Raw genomic sequence first — 15,662 nt, 5'->3', positions numbered from 1 at the left:
GGAGGAGACGCGGTGTTGCAGTACCGGGCCGAGTTCGACGCCACCGTTATGTTCAGCACCGGCGGCGGCCTGCACGCGCAGAGTTTCAAGGTCGACGTGCCGCACGCCGACGCCACTGAGGCGCAGATCGCCGCACTGTTCGTGGCGGCGTGCCGGCTGCGCGACGTGGAACGGGTCGAGCTGGGCAACGTCCGGGTCTTTGCCGAGCCGCACCTGGGCACCCCGGCGGACCCGGCCCGGCGGCGCTGGGTCGAGCTCAGTCACGTCATCGCCGAGGGCCTGGTCACCCTGCCCGGGCTGCCGGCCCCGGAGTTCACCCCGCACCTGACCCGCGAGGCCTCCCGCGAGGTGTACGCGCCGGGCACCGAGTTCGCCATCGACCTGATCACCATGGTCGGCAACACGGGCACCTACCTGGACAGCCCGTTCCACCGCTACCCGGACGGCACCGACCTGGCCGGACTGCCCCTGGAACGGCTGGCCGACCTGCCCGCGGTCGTCGTGCGCACCGTCGGCAGCGGGGTCCGCACGGTGGGCGTCGACGCGCTGGAGGGCCTGGAGGTCGCGGGCCGGGCGGTGCTCCTGCACACCGGTGGTGACGCCCACTGGGCCACCCCGGAGTACGTCGTCGACGCGCCCCACCTCGGTGAGGCCGGGGCGCAGTGGCTGGTCGACCACGGCGCGGCGCTGGTCGGCATCGACGCGGCGAACATCGACGCCATGACCTCGAGTGGCGAACGGCCCGCGCACACGCTGCTGCTGGCCGCCGGCATCCCGATCGTCGAGCACCTCACCGGGCTCGGGGAGCTGCCGCCGACCGGTGCACGGTTCACGGCCGCGCCGCCCCGGGTGTCCGCCTTCGGCACGTTCCCGGTCCGGGCGTACGCGTCGGTGCCGGCGATCGAACCGCACGACCACCTCAGGTCCGGAGGGTGGCTGCCGACGTCAGGCGGGTGACCCCCGACCCGGACGCCCCGCTCGGCGCGCACGACGACACCGCCCCCGACAATCTCTGCGCAGATCTCACCGCGGCCGGCCGGCACGACGAGGCGATACGTCTCGCCGGCCGGGCGGTGCACGCCGATCCCCGCCGGGCCGCCGGGTACGACCGGCTGGCCCGCGCGCTGCTCGGCGCCGGGCGGTTCGCGGACGCCGAGGAGGCCGTCCGGACCGCCGCCGCGCTGGAGCCGGGCAGCCCGGACCGGCTGCTCACCCTCGCCGCCGCGCAGGCCGGGCTCGGCCGCCGCAATCAGGCGCGGCGCACGCTGCTCGCGGTGCTGGAGCTGGACCCGCGGCAGGCGGCGGCGAAGCATCAGCTCGCCGGACTGGAGGCTCCGGCCCCGCGAAAAGCCCGGGCCAGTTCCGGCAACCGCGCCATGCTGGTCCCCGCGCTGGTTATGGTGCTGGTCGGAACCGTGCTGCTGGTGCGTCAGGCGACCGCGGCCGCGGTGGCCTGCCTGGTGCTGGCGGCGGTGCTCCTGCTGGGTGGGTTTCCCGGAAACCGCTCAGAACAGCCTTGACGGTGCCGATGATGGCGGTGTGAGCTTTAACTCCGGAGCAAGGCGATGACCGACCTGGACGCGGCGCGGGCGCGGGTGCAGCAGCCCGGCGCGCCCGGGCTGAGCACGCCCACGGAGATCGGGGTCGCGCGGGCCGCTGCCCTCTTCGAGCGGGTGGACCCGGCCGCCGCGGCGGCGCATCTCGAGCCGGTGCTGGCCGCCGACCCGCAGTCCGCCGCCGGCTGGATCCTGCTGGCCCGCATCCGGCTCGTGCTGGACGAGGTGGACAAGGCCCTGGACGCGGCGAACCGGGCGATCGCGCTGGTTCCGGAGGATCCCCGGCCGCTGGCCATCGCGAGCCGCGCGCTCACGCTGCTCGGCCGGCACGAGGAGGCGGTGACGATGGCCTACCGGGCCGTCATCGTCGAGCCGAAGAACCCGCTGTGGCACGACCGGGTCGCCTGGTCGCTACTGGCCGCCGACCGGCAGTACGCCGACGCCGAGCAGGCCGCCCGTACGGCCATCGGGCTGGCCCCCGACGAGGCGCACTACTACTTCACCCACGGCGTGACGCTGGACGCGCTCGGGCATGCCGACCAGGCCCGCCAGGCGTTCCTGATCTCGCTGAAGCTGGAGCCGGAGAACCCGGTCGCCCAGCACCGGCTCGCGGTGCTCAACGGCGAGAACGTCCGGGCGCCGGAGAAGAAGAAGCGGGGATGGAAACTCTTCGGCAAGCGCGGCGGTGCGACGGCTACGCCGGTACGCCCCGAGGAGTACCTGCCCTAGCCCGCATGATCAGCCAGACCAGCCAGCCCGTACCGATGATGAAGCCGAAGCTGATCAGCCGGTAGAGCACCACCGCGGCCACCGCGGAGGCGCTGGTCAGCCCGCCCGCCACCAGGCCCAGCACCAGCGCGCCGTCGACCACGCCGAGCCCGCCGGGCACGATCGGCACGCTGGCCGCGGCCATCCCGGCGCAGTACGCGATCACCAGCTGCGCCGGATGGATGCCGGTGGCGCCGACCGCGATGCAGCACATCCACAGGCACAGCGCGTCCAGCAGCCAGTTCGCCACGGCCAGCACCACCGCGATGGTGAGGTCGGCCGGGCGTACCCGCACCGAGCGCAACTGGCCGACGAAGCTCACCAGCCGCGCGTGCCCGGAGTCACCGGGCCGGCGGCGCACCTTGTTGACGCCGCTGAGCAGCCGGCGGGCCGGGCCGATCAGCCACTCCGGGTGCTGAGCCACGAGGCGCACCAGGAACGCGACGGCCAGCGCGCCGCCCATGTAGCAGAGCAACGTCCGCCAGCTGCCGGTGCTGCGGGTCAGGATGCCGAAGACGGCACCGATCACGACCAGGGCGCCCGCCGACAGCACCCCGCTGAGCGCGATGCACCAGGAGGCGACCGCGGAGGAGGCGCCGTAGCGGCGCAGGGTCCGGAAGTTGAAGGCGGTGGAGAAGACCGGGCCGCCGGGCAGCGTCGCGCTCAGGGAGTGGGCCGCGTACGCCAGCGCCACGTGCCGGCGTACCGGGACGTTGGTGCCGGCGCCGCGCAGCAAGGCCTGTTGCATCCGGGCGTAGGTGCCCATCGAGGCGATCTCGGCCACGACCGCGCCGGCGACCCAGTTCCAGGCCGGGGTACGCAGTTGGTGCACCGCCTCGGCCAGCGACGACCACCCGATCACCAGTTCGGTGCCGAGAATGAGCACGATGACGGCCACGACGGCCGGTGTGCGGCGCCACCAGGCCGGCGGTGCGGTCTCCTGCGAAACGGCCATCGCCGATCATCGTCGCACCATCCGCGCCGGCCGGCAGGGCGTTCAGCGGGTGTAGGCCACCAGCGAGAGGCTCCGGAGATAGGCCGGTTCGCGGGCTCGCAGGAGCAGGGTGAAGTCCGGGGCGAACAGGGACAGCTTGCGCTTGCCGTCCTGGTACGTGCGGACCAGCAGGTTGCCGTCCGGGTCGAAGACGGCGCCGATGATCCGGCCGGAGACCGGCAGGTCGACGATGTCGCCCGTCACCGTGTCCAGCACCGCGTCGGCGGGCGCCGCGGCCGAGTCCGTCGTCCCGGCCGGATCCGCGGTGTTCTGCTCGAGGTGCACGGTCACGAGGTCACCGGTGGCGTCGACACTCACCGGGCGGCAGGCGGCGCGGCCGGCTGTGTCGCCGCTCTCGGGCACGGGTGTGCCGGACTGCGCATTCGTCTCCGCGACCTTCAGCCCGCAGCCGGCGGTGGCGTAGACCAGCGTGGAGCCGTCGCCGGACCAGCGGAAGTTTTTCCCGTCGAGGCCGCTGGGCAGCGGGGTCAGGGCGCCCGTGGCCACGTCCAGCACGGCCGGCTCGGTGGCGTCGATGAGCAGCTGGGCACCGTCCGGGGACCATGCCGGGGCCTGTGTCGCCGACGTCGTCCCCGCGTACGCCTGCTGCGGCTCGCCGCCGCCGGTGTCCACCATCATGAGATTGCCGTCGGCCACGTACGCCACCCGGGCTCCGTCGGGAGAGACGCCGACCGTCGCGTACGGCTTCGAGAGCACCGTCTCCAGTTGCTCCCCCGGGGTCAGCCGGACCAGGCGGCCCTCGTCGCCGCGGTCCGCGTAGAAGATGTGGCCCGGCAGGTCGGCGATGGACGTCGAGCGCGGGCTGCTCGTGGTGGCGGCCGGACGCGGCCGGTCGGACCGGCTCTGGCGCGGGGGTGCCGCCGCCTCACTGCCCGCTGCGGTGCTCCTGTCCTCGGTCGCGGCCGGGGCGGAGGCCGAGGGAACGGGCGGCGGACCGGCCACCGGCGCCACTTGCTCCGGACCGGAGCGGGGCAGCTGCCACAGGCCACTGCCCAGCAAAGCCAGGGCGACCACCGCGGCCGTCGTGCCGACTGCGGCCTCCCGGCGGCCCAGCCGGCGGGAGCGGGCCAGCGAACGCTCGTACAGGTCGGCGGGCGCGACCGCGTCGGCCAGCTCGCGCAGCTCGTCGCGCAACGGATCGGGCCCGGTCATCGGCCGGCCTCGTGCACGTCGGCCAGGACCCGCAGATCGGGCACCAGCGTGCGGAGCTTGTCCAGCGCGCGGCCGCACTGGGTCTTGACCGTGCTGACCGAGACGCCGAGCATCTGCGCCGCCTCGACCTCGGTGTGGTCCTCGAAGTAGCGCAGCACGATCACCGCGCGCTGTTTCGGGCTCAACGAGAGCAGGGCCCGTTGCAGGGTGACCCGGCGGACGGCGGCTTCGGCGGGGTCGTCGGTGCTGCCGCCGTGGCGTTCCAGGTCGTCGCCGGGCAGGGACTCGGCGACCTTCGGCCGCCGCCAGAGGGAGACCTGGGCGTGATACATGACCTTGCGGGCGTACGCCTCGGCGTTGCTCGGCTTCTCCAGCCGGGACCAGGCGCGGTGGGTGCGGGCCAGCGCCTCCTGCACGAGGTCCTCGGCGAGGTGCTGGTCGCCGGTCAACAGGAAGGCCGAGCGCAGCAGGGCATGGGACCGCTCACGAACGAAATCCGCATAGGCACAGTCGCGAGCGTCGTCCATCCCCAGCTGTCCGATCGGCGTCCGGAAGGAGTCGTGAGCGTACAGCGGGCGGTCAATCGCCGCGTCAGTGCTCACTTCTCGTCTCCGAACCCGGTTTCTCCGCGCTGTGCCTCGGTGGCCGCGCCAGCCGATGCCCCCCGTTACCACCAGCACCGGCTCACGCGCGTACGCCAAAAAGGACGCGCGGATGTGGATCTACGGGTGACAGTACGTTCGGCTGATTTCGTCCTCGTACGAACGGTCAGCGAGTTCCGGTGGTATCGCCTTCTCAGCAAGCATTCAGCCTGACTTGTTAGCTTCTGCCCGACCTGACAGTCGGTGCTAAGGGGTGTTCGTGGGCTTCAAGAAGATGCTGGGTGCCTTCGGTGTGGGCGGGCCGAGTGTCGACACCGTGCTGGCCGAGCCGTCCGGGCGTCCCGGCGGCACGCTCACCGGCACGGTCAACCTGGTCGGTGGCAGCCATGACGTCGAGATCGAGCACATCACCCTGGGACTGGTCACCCGGGTCGAGGTCGAGGGCGGCCAGGGCGAGTACGGCGCCACCGGCGAGTTCCACCGCCTCGGGGTGAGCGGGCCGTTGCGCCTGGCCGAGAAGCAGGAGCTGTCGCTGCCGTTCCAGCTCGTGCTGCCGTGGGAGACGCCGATCACCGCCGTCTACGGCCAGCACCTGCGCGGCATGACGATGGGCGTACGCACCGAGGTGGCCATCGCCCGGGCCGTCGACAAGGGCGACCTGGACCCGATCGCCGTGCACCCGCTGCCGCTGCAGGAGCGCATCCTGGACGCGTTCGCCCGGCTCGGCTTCCAGTTCAAGCACGCCGACCTGGAGTACGGCCGGATCGCCGGCGTGCAGCAGAGCCTGCCGTTCTACCAGGAGATCGAGTACTACCCGCCGGCCCAGTACGCGCACGGCGTCAACGAGGTCGAGCTCACCTTCGTGACCAACCCGCACACCGTCGAGGTGGTGCTGGAGTTCGACAAGCGCGGCGGCATGTTCAGCGGCGGGCACGACGCGTACGGCCGCTACACCGTCCCGCACACCGACGCGGACACCGCCGACTGGGTGCAGATCGTCGACGGCTGGGTCCGCGAGGCCGTCACTCAGCACCAGAGCTACGGCGTTCCCGCGTACGGCGGCGGCCACGGTCACGGCGGCCACGGCCGCGGTCACGGCTCCGGGATGGGCGGCATGGTGGCCGGCGTCGCGGGTGGCATGGCCGCGGGCTACCTGGCCGGCGAGGTCATCGAAGAGGTCTTCGAGGACGACGGCGGCGGCGAGGAGTAGTCCTACCGGCGACCCTCGCGGGCGCGGGCCTCGGTGGCCGCGACCGCGTCCGTGAGGGTCCGCGCGGTGTCGATCAACGGCACGTGGCTGAACGCCTGCGGGAAGTTGCCGACCAGCCGCCCGGCCTCGGTGTCGTACTCCTCGGAGAGCAGCCCGACGTCGTTGCGCAGCGCCAGCAACCGCTCGAAGACCTCGCGCGCCTCGTCGTGCCGGCCCATCAGCGCGTAGTTGTCGGCGAGCCAGAACGTGCAGGCCAGGAACGCGCCCTCGCCCGGCGGCAGGCCGTCCACATCGGTGTCCGGGTGCTGGGTGTAGCGCTGCACGAAGCCGTCCTTGAGCAGGTGCTCCTCGATCGCCGCGACGGTGCCGGCGACCCGCTCGTCGTCCGGCGGCAGGAAACCGACCAGGGGAACCATGAGCAGGGCGGCGTCCAACTCCTCGGAGCCGTAGAACTGGGTGAACGTGCGGCGCTGGCGGTCGTATCCCTTCTGGAGGATGTCGGCGCGGATGGCGTCGCGCAGCTCGCTCCACTCGGCCACCGGACCGTCCAGGTCGAACTCCTCGACCGCCTTCACCGCGCGGTCGGCGGCCACCCAGGCCATCAGCTTGGAGTGCACGAACTGCTTGGGGCCGCCGCGGACCTCCCAGATGCCCTCGTCCGGCTCGGTCCAGTGCTGCCGTACGAAGTCCATCAGCTTGACCTGGAGCCCCCAGGCCGGGTCGTCGGCCTTGAGCCCGGCCCGCCGGCCCTGGTGCAGCGCGTCCATGACCTCGCCGTACACGTCGAGCTGGAACTGCTCGGCGGCCGCGTTGCCGATCCGTACCGGGTTGCCGTCGTAGCCGGTCAGCCATTCCGCGCGGTACTCGTCGAGGCGGCGCTCGCCGGCCACGCCGTACATGATCTGGAGCTCGGCCGGATCGCCCGCGATCGCCCGCAGCAGCCATTTGCGCCAGGCCTTGGCCTCGCTCTGGAAGCCGGAGTAGAGCAGCGACTGCAGGGTGATGGTCGCGTCGCGCAGCCAGCAGAAGCGGTAGTCCCAGTTGCGGACGCCGCCGAGCTTCTCGGGCAGCGAGGTGGTCGCGGCGGCGACGATGCCACCGGTCGGCGCGTAGGTCAGCGCCTTGAGCGTGAGCAGGGAACGGACCACCGCGTCGCGCCACTCGCCCTCGTAGGTGCAGGCGGAGACCCAGCCGCGCCAGTAGCCCTCGGTGGCGCCGAGCTCCTCGACCGGGTCGACCGGCTCGGGCGGCGGCAGGTGCGAGGGCCGCCAGGTCAGCACGAACGGGGTACGGTCGCCGGCCGCCACGGTGAAGTCGGCCCGGGTGGCCAGGTTCTCACCGTGGGTCTCGACCGGCGTACGCAACCAGACCGCGTCCGGACCGGCCACCGCGACCAGGTCACCCTGCTCCCGGTAGACCCAGGGCACCACGTGCCCGTAGTCGAAGCGCAGCCGCAGCCGCATGGTCATCGGCACCTGCCCGCGGACACCCTCGACGATGCGGATGACATCCGGTGCCTCACCGCGCGGCGGCATGAAGTCGACGAGCCGGACCACACCCTCGTCGGTCTCGAACTCGGTCTCCAGCACCAGCGTCTCGCTGCGGTAGCGGCGCCGCACCGAGCGGATCTCGCCGGCCGGGGCGATCGTCCAGTGCCCGTTCTCCTCGCTGCCCAGCAGCGCGGCGAAGATGGCGCCGGAGTCGAACCGGGGCACGCACAGCCAGTCGATCGAGCCGTTGCGGCCGACCAGCGCGGCAGTCTGGGTGTCGGCGATGATCGCGTAGTCCTCGATCGGCAGGGCCATTCCCTGCCCATACCCGAAGTGACGGCTTCTCTACCCAGCGGGACTGCCCGTTGGTCAGGCGATCACGCGGCCGGCGGTGAGCAGGTGGATGACCTGGTCGACGTAGCGGTGCCGGTCCGCCTCGGCGGTGGGCAGCGATCCGGACGCGACGTGCGCCATCTGCGCGTGACCCAGGTACGCGGTGACCGCGAGCAGTCCCCGGTGCCGGGCCTCCGCGGCCGGCCAGCCGAGCGCGGCGAACAGGCCCGCGGTGTACGCCACCCGCCGCTCGGTGACCCGGGCGAGCACCGGGGCGACGTGCGGGTGATCGGCCGTGGCCAGCATCGCCAGCTCGATGGAACCGTCCTCCGGCCGCACGGTGGAGTGCAGGACGAGGCCGATGAGCAGCCGGAGCCGGGCCAGCGGGTCGGGCTCGGCGTCGACGAGGCCGATGACGGCCTCGGTGTGATCACGCTCCCACCGCAGCACGGCCGCCTCGATCAACGCGTCCCGGTTGGCGAAGTGCCAGTAGAAGCTGCCTTTGGTGGCGCCGAGCCGGGCCGCGAGAGGCTCGACCGCGACCGCCGCGAGGCCACCGCCGGCCATTGCTTCCAGTGCCGCCGAGGTCCAGTCGTCGGCCGTCAGCCGGGGTGCCGTCCGCTTCCCGGCACTGCCCTTGACGCGTCGCTCAGTCACCACTGTACGGTAGCGTACGGAAAACATACGGTCCCGTATGGAGGCGACGATGGCGGCCCTGGTGCACAACATCCACGAACGGGAACTTCCGGTCGGAGCAGCCGAGGTGGGTCGGCTGGTGGACCGGATCGGCGCTGCCGACGACCCGCTCTGGCCCGTACCGGCCTGGGTCCCGGTGCGGTTCGACCGGCCGCTCGCCGTCGGCGCCGACGGTGGGCACGGTCCCATCCGCTACCACGTCACCGGCTATGAGCCGGGCCGGCGGGTCGAGCTCACCTTCCACCCGCGGACCGGCCTGATCGGCGCCCACACCTTGGAGGTGGAGGAGCGCGGCCCGCACGCATGCGTGCTGCGGCACCGAGTGAGCGCCCGGCCGGTCGGCCGCATGCGCCTGCTCTGGCCGGCTCTGGTCCGGGTCTGCCACGACACCGTCATCGAGCACCTGCTGGACAACGCGGAACGCGCCGTGACCGGCACGGTCGTCCACCCGGTGCGCTACCCGTGGCGGGCCCGGCTCGCCGTCAGCATGGAGAGCACCCGGGTCCGCGGCGTGCCGGTTCCGGCCGCCGCGACCCTGCTGCACGGCTCGGTCGACCGTCCCGATCTGGCCGACGCCTTCGCGCTGCGGGTGCCACCCGGCACCACCACCGACCCGCAGGTCTGGGCGGACGCGGTCTTCCGCAACCCGCCCCGGATCGTGGTCGCGCTGCTGCGCCTGCGCAACCGGCTGGTCGCCCCGCTCGGCATCGAGCAGGGCGACGCCTCGGCCTTCGACACCATCACCGGCAACGAGCGCGAGATCCTGCTCGGCACCGACGCCGGTCACCTGAACTTCCGGGCGGGAGTTCTGGTCGAGCCGGATACCGACGGCACGACGATCACCGTGGCCACCCTGGCCGCGACCCGCTCTCGCGCCGGCCGGGCCTACCTCGCTGTCGTACGGCTGGTGCACCCGCTGGTGGTCAGGGCGATGCTGCGCCACGCCGGTCGCACCACCGTCGCCCCGTGGCGGTCCACAGCTTTCGCCCAGGACAGGCCCTAGCGTGGAGCCGGTACCGGTCCCCACGGAAGGACTCGTCATGGCTCGACCCAGGATCGTCATCGTGGGAGCCGGCTTCGCCGGTTTCCAGGCCGCCCGCACGCTGTCCAAGCTTTCCCGCGGCGCCGCCGAGATCGTCATCGTCAACCCCACCGACTACTTCCTCTACCTGCCGCTGCTGCCCGAGGTGGCCGCCGGGATCCTGGAGCCGCGGCGGGTCTCCGTCTCGCTGGCCGCCACCCTGCCCGGGGTCAAGGTCGTCCTCGGCGAGGTGGACGGCTTCGACTTCGACGCTCGCACGGTCTCCTACGCCGACCCCGAGGGTGGCAAGGGCAGTCTCGGCTACCACCGGCTGGTCATCGCCGCCGGCAGCGTCAACAAGCTGCTCCCGGTGCCCGGCGTCACCGAGTACGCGCACGGCTTCCGTGGCATTCCGGAGGCGCTGTACCTGCGCGACCACATCACCCGGCAGATCGAGATGGCCGACACCAGCACGGACGAGGCCGAGCGCGCGGCCCAGTCCACCTTCGTCGTGGTCGGCGCCGGCTACACCGGTACGGAGGTGGCGGCCCAGGGCGTGCTGTTCACCGAGGCGCTGACCAGGCACCGCGACAACCTCCGGGGCCGGCCGCGCTGGCTGTTGATCGACACGGCCGAACGGGTGCTGCCCAGCCTCGACACCCGCCTGGCCACCGCCGCGGACCGGGTGCTGCGTGAGCGTGGCGTCGAGGTGCTGCTCAAGAGCTCGGTCCAGGAGGCCACCGAGAACGGCGTACGGCTCAGCGACGGCTCGAACGTCGCGACCCGCTCGCTGATCTGGTGTGTCGGCGTACGCCCGGACCCGCTGGTCGCCGACATCGGCCTGCCGACCGCGCACGGCCGGCTGGTGGTCGACGAGTTCCTCAACGTGCCGGGGCATCCGGAGGTCTACGCCTGCGGGGACGCCGCGGCGGTGCCCGACCTGACCCGGCCGGGGGAGATCACCGGGATGACCGCCCAGCACGCCACCCGGCAGGGCGCCACGGTCGCGAAGAACATCGCCGCCTCGTACGGGCGGGGCCGGCGGCGCGCGTACAAGCACCATGACCTCGGCTTCGTGGTGGACCTCGGCGGGCTGGACTCGGCGGCCAACCCGCTCGGCGTGCCGCTGTCCGGTTTCCCCGCCAAGGTCGTCACCCGGGGTTACCACCTGCTGTCGATGCCGGGTAACAGGGTGCGCGTGGCCGCGGACTGGCTGCTCGACGCGGTGCTCCCCAAGCAGGGTGTCCAGCTCGGACTGGTGGCGGCGGGGGCGGTGCCGCTGGACAGCGCGTTCCCGCAGGCGATGCCGGACACGGGGGCCACCGCGGAGCCGAAACCCTCCTGAGCAGGGTGCGAGTCGCGTCTCATTTCCCAGCTCAGCGGCCGGTTACGGGAGTTGATCTCAGTAGTCTTCGGTGGGCGGGCCGGTCCGGGACGGCGTCCTGGCCGGCTCCGCGTATCGAGAGGACCGACTGATGTCCGCTGCCGCAGAAGCGTCAGATGTGCGGCCGGAGCACGCTCCCCAGTTGCACCCCCGGCGCTGGGCCGCGCTCGGCGTGATCGCCATCTCCCAGCTGATGGTCGTGCTCGACGCCACCATCGTGAACATCGCCCTGCCCAGCGCCCGGCTCGACCTGGGCATCACCGAGGCCGACCAGCAGTGGGTCATCACGGCGTACACGCTGGCCTTCGGCGGGCTGCTGCTGCTCGGTGGCCGGATCGCCGACTACTGGGGGCGCAAGCGCACGTTCATGGTCGGTGCCGTCGGCTTCGCGGTCGCGTCCGCGATCGGCGGCCTGGCCACCACGGGACCGCTGCTGTTCGGTGCGCGGGCCCTGCAGGGTGCCTTCGGCGCGCTGCTCGCCCCGGCCTCGCTGGCGCTGCTCACCGTGCTGTTCACCGAGGCCCGGGAGCGGGCCAAGGCCTTCGCGGTCTACGGCGCCATCGCCGGCGGTGGCTCGGCGGTCGGCCTGCTGCTCGGCGGTGTGCTGACCGAGTACGCGAGCTGGCGCTGGTGCCTGCTCGTCAACATCCCGATCGCGCTGCTCGCTCTGTTCCTGGCGATCCCGCTGGTGCCGGAGAGCAGGTCCGGCGGGGACACCTCGTACGACGTGCCCGGCGCGATCGTCGTCACGCTGGGCCTGACCTCGCTGGTCTACGGCTTCACCCAGGCGGCCAAGCCGGACAAGGGCTGGGACTCCGGCACCACGTGGGCCTTCCTCGGCGCCGGTCTGCTGCTGCTGGTGATCTTCGTGGTGATCGAGCGGTCCAGCCGGAACCCGCTGCTCCCGCTGCGCATCGTGCTCGACCGCAACCGCGGTGGCGCCTATCTGACCTCGATGCTGGTCGGCGCGGGCCTGTTCGGCGCGTTCCTGTTCCTGACGCTCTTCCTGCAGAACGTGCTCGGCTACACCCCGCTGGAGGCCGGCTTCGCTTCGCTGCCGACCACGGTCGGCGTGCTGATCTCGGCCACCGTGGCGTCGAACCTGCTGCCCCGGATCGGCCCGAAGATCCTGATGCTGATCGGCCCGGTGCTCGCCGCGGCCGGGATGATCTCGCTGCGCTTCATCGACCTGGACACGTCCTTCTGGGCCCACCTGATGCCGGCGCAGCTGCTGCTCGGCCTGGGCCTGGGCTTCACGTTCGTGCCGCTGTCCAGCCTGGCGCTGGTCGGCGTGCCCGACCACGACGCCGGTGCGGCCAGCGCGGCGCTGAACGCCACCCAGCAGGTCGGCGGCTCGCTCGGCACCGCCCTGCTGAACACGATCGCCACCAGCGCCATCACGGCGTACATCGCGAGCCACCTCACCGCCGGGCAGCCGCCCTCGCAGCGGGTGCAGCTGGAGGCGCAGGTGGACGGTTACGCCGACGCCTTCACCTGGGCGGCCGGGCTGATCCTGCTCGCCGGCATCATCACCGCGGTCCTCATCAAGGTGGGCAAGGAAGACCTGCCGACCGGCGAGACCGCGGTCCACGTCGGCTGAAAGTTGTCCGGCCTGATCAGGCCCAGGACCCGCCCCGGCCGTTCGCGGCCGGGGCGGTTCGCGGTTACGGGCCGTGATTAGTCCGAAAAGTCACCATGATCGGCCGACTGTCGTAGGCGGTTGGCTGACCTACCAAATGGTTCACAAGTAATAATTCGGACATGCGATCTCGTTCTCTTGTCGTCCCCGCGGTTCTCGCCGGCCTGCTCGCCGGCTCCGTGCCGGACGCGGCCTCGGCCCATGAGCGGGTCGGCACGCCCTCCGCCACGGTGGCGGCGGCCCGTACCGCGGCGGACGCCGCGACGGTGAACAGGGCGGCCACCGGGGGGACCCTGGTCGCGCGGTACGGCTTCGACGGCGGCCGGGCCACCTCGATCACCGACGAATCCGGCAACGGCCACACGCTCAGGTTGATCACCGGCAACGGTGGCACCGTCAGCATGGTCCGGCGCGGCCAGGGCCACGCGCTGCGCTTCCCGGGCAAGTGCACCGGCAAGAAGCGGTGCCCGCACGCCGCGCTGCAGAGCCCCAGCGCGGCGAACCTCAATCCGGGCACCAGACCCATCTCGTACGGCGCCAAGGTGCTGCTCTCGCGCAGTCAGACCAGCAAGGGCCAGAACGTCGTGCAGAAGGGCTACTCGGCCACCAGCAGCCAGTACAAGTTGCAGGTGGACGGGGCGGCCGGCCGGGCGAGCTGTGTGCTGGTCGGCGCCCGCCCCGGCATCAAGCTCGTCACCAGCACGGTCTCGGTCGCCGACGGCACCTGGCACACGGTGGAGTGCCGGCGTACGGCAACCGCTCTGACCGTGCTCGTGGACGGTGCGGTCCGGGGCAACCGGACGATCGCGGCCGGGCTGTCGGTGGCCAACGACCGCCCGCTGAGCATCGGCGGCAAGGGCGCCTACTCCGACAACGACCAGTTCCAGGGCACGCTGGACGACGTCTGGGTGCGGATCGGTTAGGCCTGTCCTGCCATGATCGGCAGGACAGGCCTTAGCTGTCCCGCAGGCCGGCGGCCATCGCGCCGACCAGCTGAGCGTCCGCGGTGTCGCCGGAGAGCTCCCAGGCGAACGCGCCACCGAGACCGCGGCTGCGGGCGTACGCCATCTTGGTCTTGATGGTCTCCGGGGTGTCGTAGCTCCACCACTGGCCACGGCAGAGCGCGTAGGCCGTCCCGCCGGCCGTGCCGGTCGGCGGGCAGGTCTGGCGCAGCACCGCGTAGTCCTCGAGGCCCTGCTGGGTGCTGCCCGGCGCCGGCCCGGTCGCCCGGCCGCCGGGCGCCGCGACGCTGACCCCGGCCCACCCGCGGCCGTAGAAACCCACGCCCAGCAGCACCTTCGGGGCCGGGATGCCCAGGGAGATCAACTTGCTGATCGCGGCGTCGGTGGTCGCGGTGGCGCGTGGGATGCCCGGGTACGCGGTCAGCGGCGAATGCGGCGCCGTCGGTCCCGGCCCGCCGCCGGTGCCGAAGAAGTCGTAGGTCATGGCGCTGAGCCAGTCGGCATCGCGCGCCGCCGCGGCGTAGTCGGTGGCCGCCAGTTTGCCCGGATCGCCCGGCACCGCGGCGGTGATCAGCGACTTCGGACCCAGCTCGGCGCGCAGTGCCCGGATCAGCCCGGCCAGCGCCCCCGGCCCGCTCTTGTCGCAGACCAGCCCGCAGGCGTTCGGGTATTCCCAGTCGATGTCGATGCCGTCGAAGACGTCAGCCCAGCGGGAGTCAGTCAGCAACGCACGGCAGGACTCGGCGAACGCGCGAGGATCACCGGCCGCCTCGGTGAACCCCTTCGAGCCGGTCCAGCCGCCGAACGACCAGATCACCCTGAGCCCGGGATGGCGGGCCTTGAGCTTGCGGAGCTGGCCGAAGTTGCCGCGCAGGCCCTGGCCCGGGGTGTCCGCCACACCGTCGACGCTGTCCGGCGCCGCGATCGGCTTCTCGTAGTCGGCCCACTTGTCGCTGGTGCGGCAGCCGCCAGCGGTGACTTTGCCGAACGCGTACACCAGATGGGTGAGCCCGGCGGCCGCACCGCTGGCCTCGACGTTGCGGACCTGGAAGTTGCGGCCGTAGACGCCCCAGTCGGTGAAGTAGCCGACGACGCGCTGCCCGGCCGGAGCCGGCGAAGGTGCCGGCTTCTCCGGCGCAGACGAGTCGCAGGCACCGGTCAGCAGCAGTGCTGCCGCCAGGACGACGGGTCCGACCCGCATGCGGGCCTCCCCAGTCCCTCGCCGAGCTCCGAACCTATCGCGACGGCGACGGCGACGGGCCGCCCGTTAACCCGATCGTGTACTCCTCGATCGTGTAGCAGGCCTCGTCGTCCACGGCGTCCCGGGACGTGTCGATCGTGATCCGGGTGGGATGGGCATCAGTGCTGTCCCGCTCGACCTCCACCACGTCGGCGCCGTCCCGGCGCGCTGTCTCCGCCTCGGCCTCCAGCTGCCGCAGCGTCGGGACCAGGTCGGCCAGGCGCAGCATGAGCGCCCGCCGCGCGCTGTCGTCGAGGCCCTCGGTGCGGACCACCTTGTCGTCCTGCACGGTCACCCGGAACCGGCCGATGAGCGCCCGCTCGCCGCACTGGGAGTTGAGGACGAAGCCGTACTTGGCCGGCGGGGTCCAGGTGGTGGCGGCCGGCTCTGGGGTGCCGGCGGCCGGCTCCGGCGTGCCGCCGGCCTGCTGGCCGGCGCACCCGCCGGTGAGGGCGAGCAGCAGCATGGTGGGCAGAACCGTCTTGACGCGCACAGAGTCCTCCACGGAAGTCGACGCTGTCCGGTACGACGGGCTGACCGGGTGACCGGTTCCGCCCGCCGCGCGAGTGGCGTTCGCTACGCGGGGAACCGCAG

At 72.4% G+C, this 15,662-nt stretch carries 14 protein-coding genes and 1 pseudogene; 8 read left to right on the top strand and 7 right to left on the bottom strand.

Annotation, left to right across the window (positions count from 1 at the left end; all coding sequences use genetic code 11):
• Positions 1-12: 12 nt before the first annotated feature.
• Genes ACZ6S4_RS18500 through ACZ6S4_RS18490 form a run of 3 tightly spaced genes read left to right on the top strand, consistent with a single transcriptional unit; the run spans position 13 to position 2,285 of the window.
• Complete coding sequence (locus tag ACZ6S4_RS18500) at positions 13-957, top strand: cyclase family protein (RefSeq protein WP_465476123.1); 945 nt, start codon at positions 13-15, stop codon at positions 955-957.
• Positions 933-1,520 carry a tetratricopeptide repeat protein gene (locus ACZ6S4_RS18495; RefSeq protein ID WP_465476122.1) on the top strand — a complete coding sequence of 196 codons (588 nt, stop codon included), beginning with the start codon at positions 933-935 and terminating at the stop codon, positions 1,518-1,520. The genes ACZ6S4_RS18500 and ACZ6S4_RS18495 overlap by 25 nt, the downstream gene beginning before the upstream one ends.
• 45 nt (positions 1,521-1,565) lie before the next feature.
• Positions 1,566-2,285 carry a tetratricopeptide repeat protein gene (locus ACZ6S4_RS18490; RefSeq protein ID WP_465476121.1) on the top strand — a complete coding sequence of 240 codons (720 nt, stop codon included), beginning with the start codon at positions 1,566-1,568 and terminating at the stop codon, positions 2,283-2,285.
• Here ACZ6S4_RS18490 and ACZ6S4_RS18485 read toward each other — a convergent pair.
• Genes ACZ6S4_RS18485 through ACZ6S4_RS18475 form a run of 3 tightly spaced genes read right to left on the bottom strand, consistent with a single transcriptional unit; the run spans position 2,251 to position 5,018 of the window.
• Positions 2,251-3,279 (bottom strand): lysylphosphatidylglycerol synthase transmembrane domain-containing protein, encoded by a 1,029-nt coding sequence (locus ACZ6S4_RS18485; RefSeq protein ID WP_465476120.1) that lies wholly within the window; start codon positions 3,277-3,279, stop codon positions 2,251-2,253. The genes ACZ6S4_RS18490 and ACZ6S4_RS18485 overlap by 35 nt on opposite strands.
• Before the next feature lie 42 nt (positions 3,280-3,321).
• A complete protein-coding gene (locus ACZ6S4_RS18480) occupies positions 3,322-4,491 on the bottom strand; it encodes a TolB family protein (RefSeq protein ID WP_465476119.1) in 1,170 nt (389 codons plus the stop codon).
• A complete protein-coding gene (locus ACZ6S4_RS18475) occupies positions 4,488-5,018 on the bottom strand; it encodes a SigE family RNA polymerase sigma factor (RefSeq protein WP_360823356.1) in 531 nt (176 codons plus the stop codon). The genes ACZ6S4_RS18480 and ACZ6S4_RS18475 overlap by 4 nt, the downstream gene beginning before the upstream one ends.
• Positions 5,019-5,352: 334 nt before the next feature.
• Here ACZ6S4_RS18475 and ACZ6S4_RS18470 point away from each other — a divergent pair, with 334 nt between their 5' ends.
• Complete coding sequence (locus ACZ6S4_RS18470; RefSeq protein ID WP_465476118.1) at positions 5,353-6,303, top strand: sporulation protein; 951 nt, start codon at positions 5,353-5,355, stop codon at positions 6,301-6,303.
• Between the two features lie 2 nt (positions 6,304-6,305).
• On the opposite strand, the gene ACZ6S4_RS18465 is transcribed toward ACZ6S4_RS18470, so the two are convergent.
• Positions 6,306-8,108 carry a glycoside hydrolase family 15 protein gene (locus tag ACZ6S4_RS18465; protein ID WP_465476117.1) on the bottom strand — a complete coding sequence of 601 codons (1,803 nt, stop codon included), beginning with the start codon at positions 8,106-8,108 and terminating at the stop codon, positions 6,306-6,308.
• 54 nt (positions 8,109-8,162) lie between these two features.
• Positions 8,163-8,783, bottom strand: a complete 621-nt coding sequence (locus tag ACZ6S4_RS18460) for a TetR/AcrR family transcriptional regulator (RefSeq protein WP_465476116.1) — start codon at positions 8,781-8,783, stop codon at positions 8,163-8,165.
• 37 nt (positions 8,784-8,820) lie between these two features.
• Here ACZ6S4_RS18460 and ACZ6S4_RS18455 point away from each other — a divergent pair, with 37 nt between their 5' ends.
• The 4 genes from ACZ6S4_RS18455 (at position 8,821) to ACZ6S4_RS18440 (ending at position 13,789) form a co-directional block, all read left to right on the top strand.
• Complete coding sequence (locus ACZ6S4_RS18455) at positions 8,821-9,825, top strand: DUF2867 domain-containing protein (protein WP_465476115.1); 1,005 nt, start codon at positions 8,821-8,823, stop codon at positions 9,823-9,825.
• Positions 9,826-9,862: 37 nt separating this feature from the next.
• A complete protein-coding gene (locus tag ACZ6S4_RS18450; RefSeq protein WP_465476114.1) occupies positions 9,863-11,188 on the top strand; it encodes an NAD(P)/FAD-dependent oxidoreductase in 1,326 nt (441 codons plus the stop codon).
• A gap of 130 nt (positions 11,189-11,318) precedes the next feature.
• Positions 11,319-12,827, top strand: coding sequence for an MFS transporter (locus ACZ6S4_RS18445; RefSeq protein WP_465476113.1), 1,509 nt, complete (start codon positions 11,319-11,321; stop codon positions 12,825-12,827).
• A gap of 161 nt (positions 12,828-12,988) precedes the next feature.
• On the top strand, positions 12,989-13,789 hold the full coding sequence (locus tag ACZ6S4_RS18440) for a LamG-like jellyroll fold domain-containing protein (RefSeq protein ID WP_465476112.1): 801 nt from the start codon (positions 12,989-12,991) through the stop codon (positions 13,787-13,789).
• A gap of 31 nt (positions 13,790-13,820) precedes the next feature.
• Here ACZ6S4_RS18440 and ACZ6S4_RS18435 read toward each other — a convergent pair.
• Together ACZ6S4_RS18435 and ACZ6S4_RS18430 are read right to left on the bottom strand one after the other, a co-directional pair.
• Positions 13,821-14,972 (bottom strand): annotated as a pseudogene (locus ACZ6S4_RS18435) (glycoside hydrolase family 18 protein); the annotation flags it as partial.
• Positions 14,973-15,063: 91 nt separating this feature from the next.
• A complete protein-coding gene (locus tag ACZ6S4_RS18430) occupies positions 15,064-15,573 on the bottom strand; it encodes a DUF6174 domain-containing protein (RefSeq protein ID WP_465476111.1) in 510 nt (169 codons plus the stop codon).
• Positions 15,574-15,662: the final 89 nt, after the last annotated feature.

It is taken from the genome of Actinoplanes sp. NPDC051405, from assembly GCF_055586185.1.
Note: the sequence above shows the minus strand (reverse complement) of the source record. Positions and strands in the feature narration are given on the sequence as shown.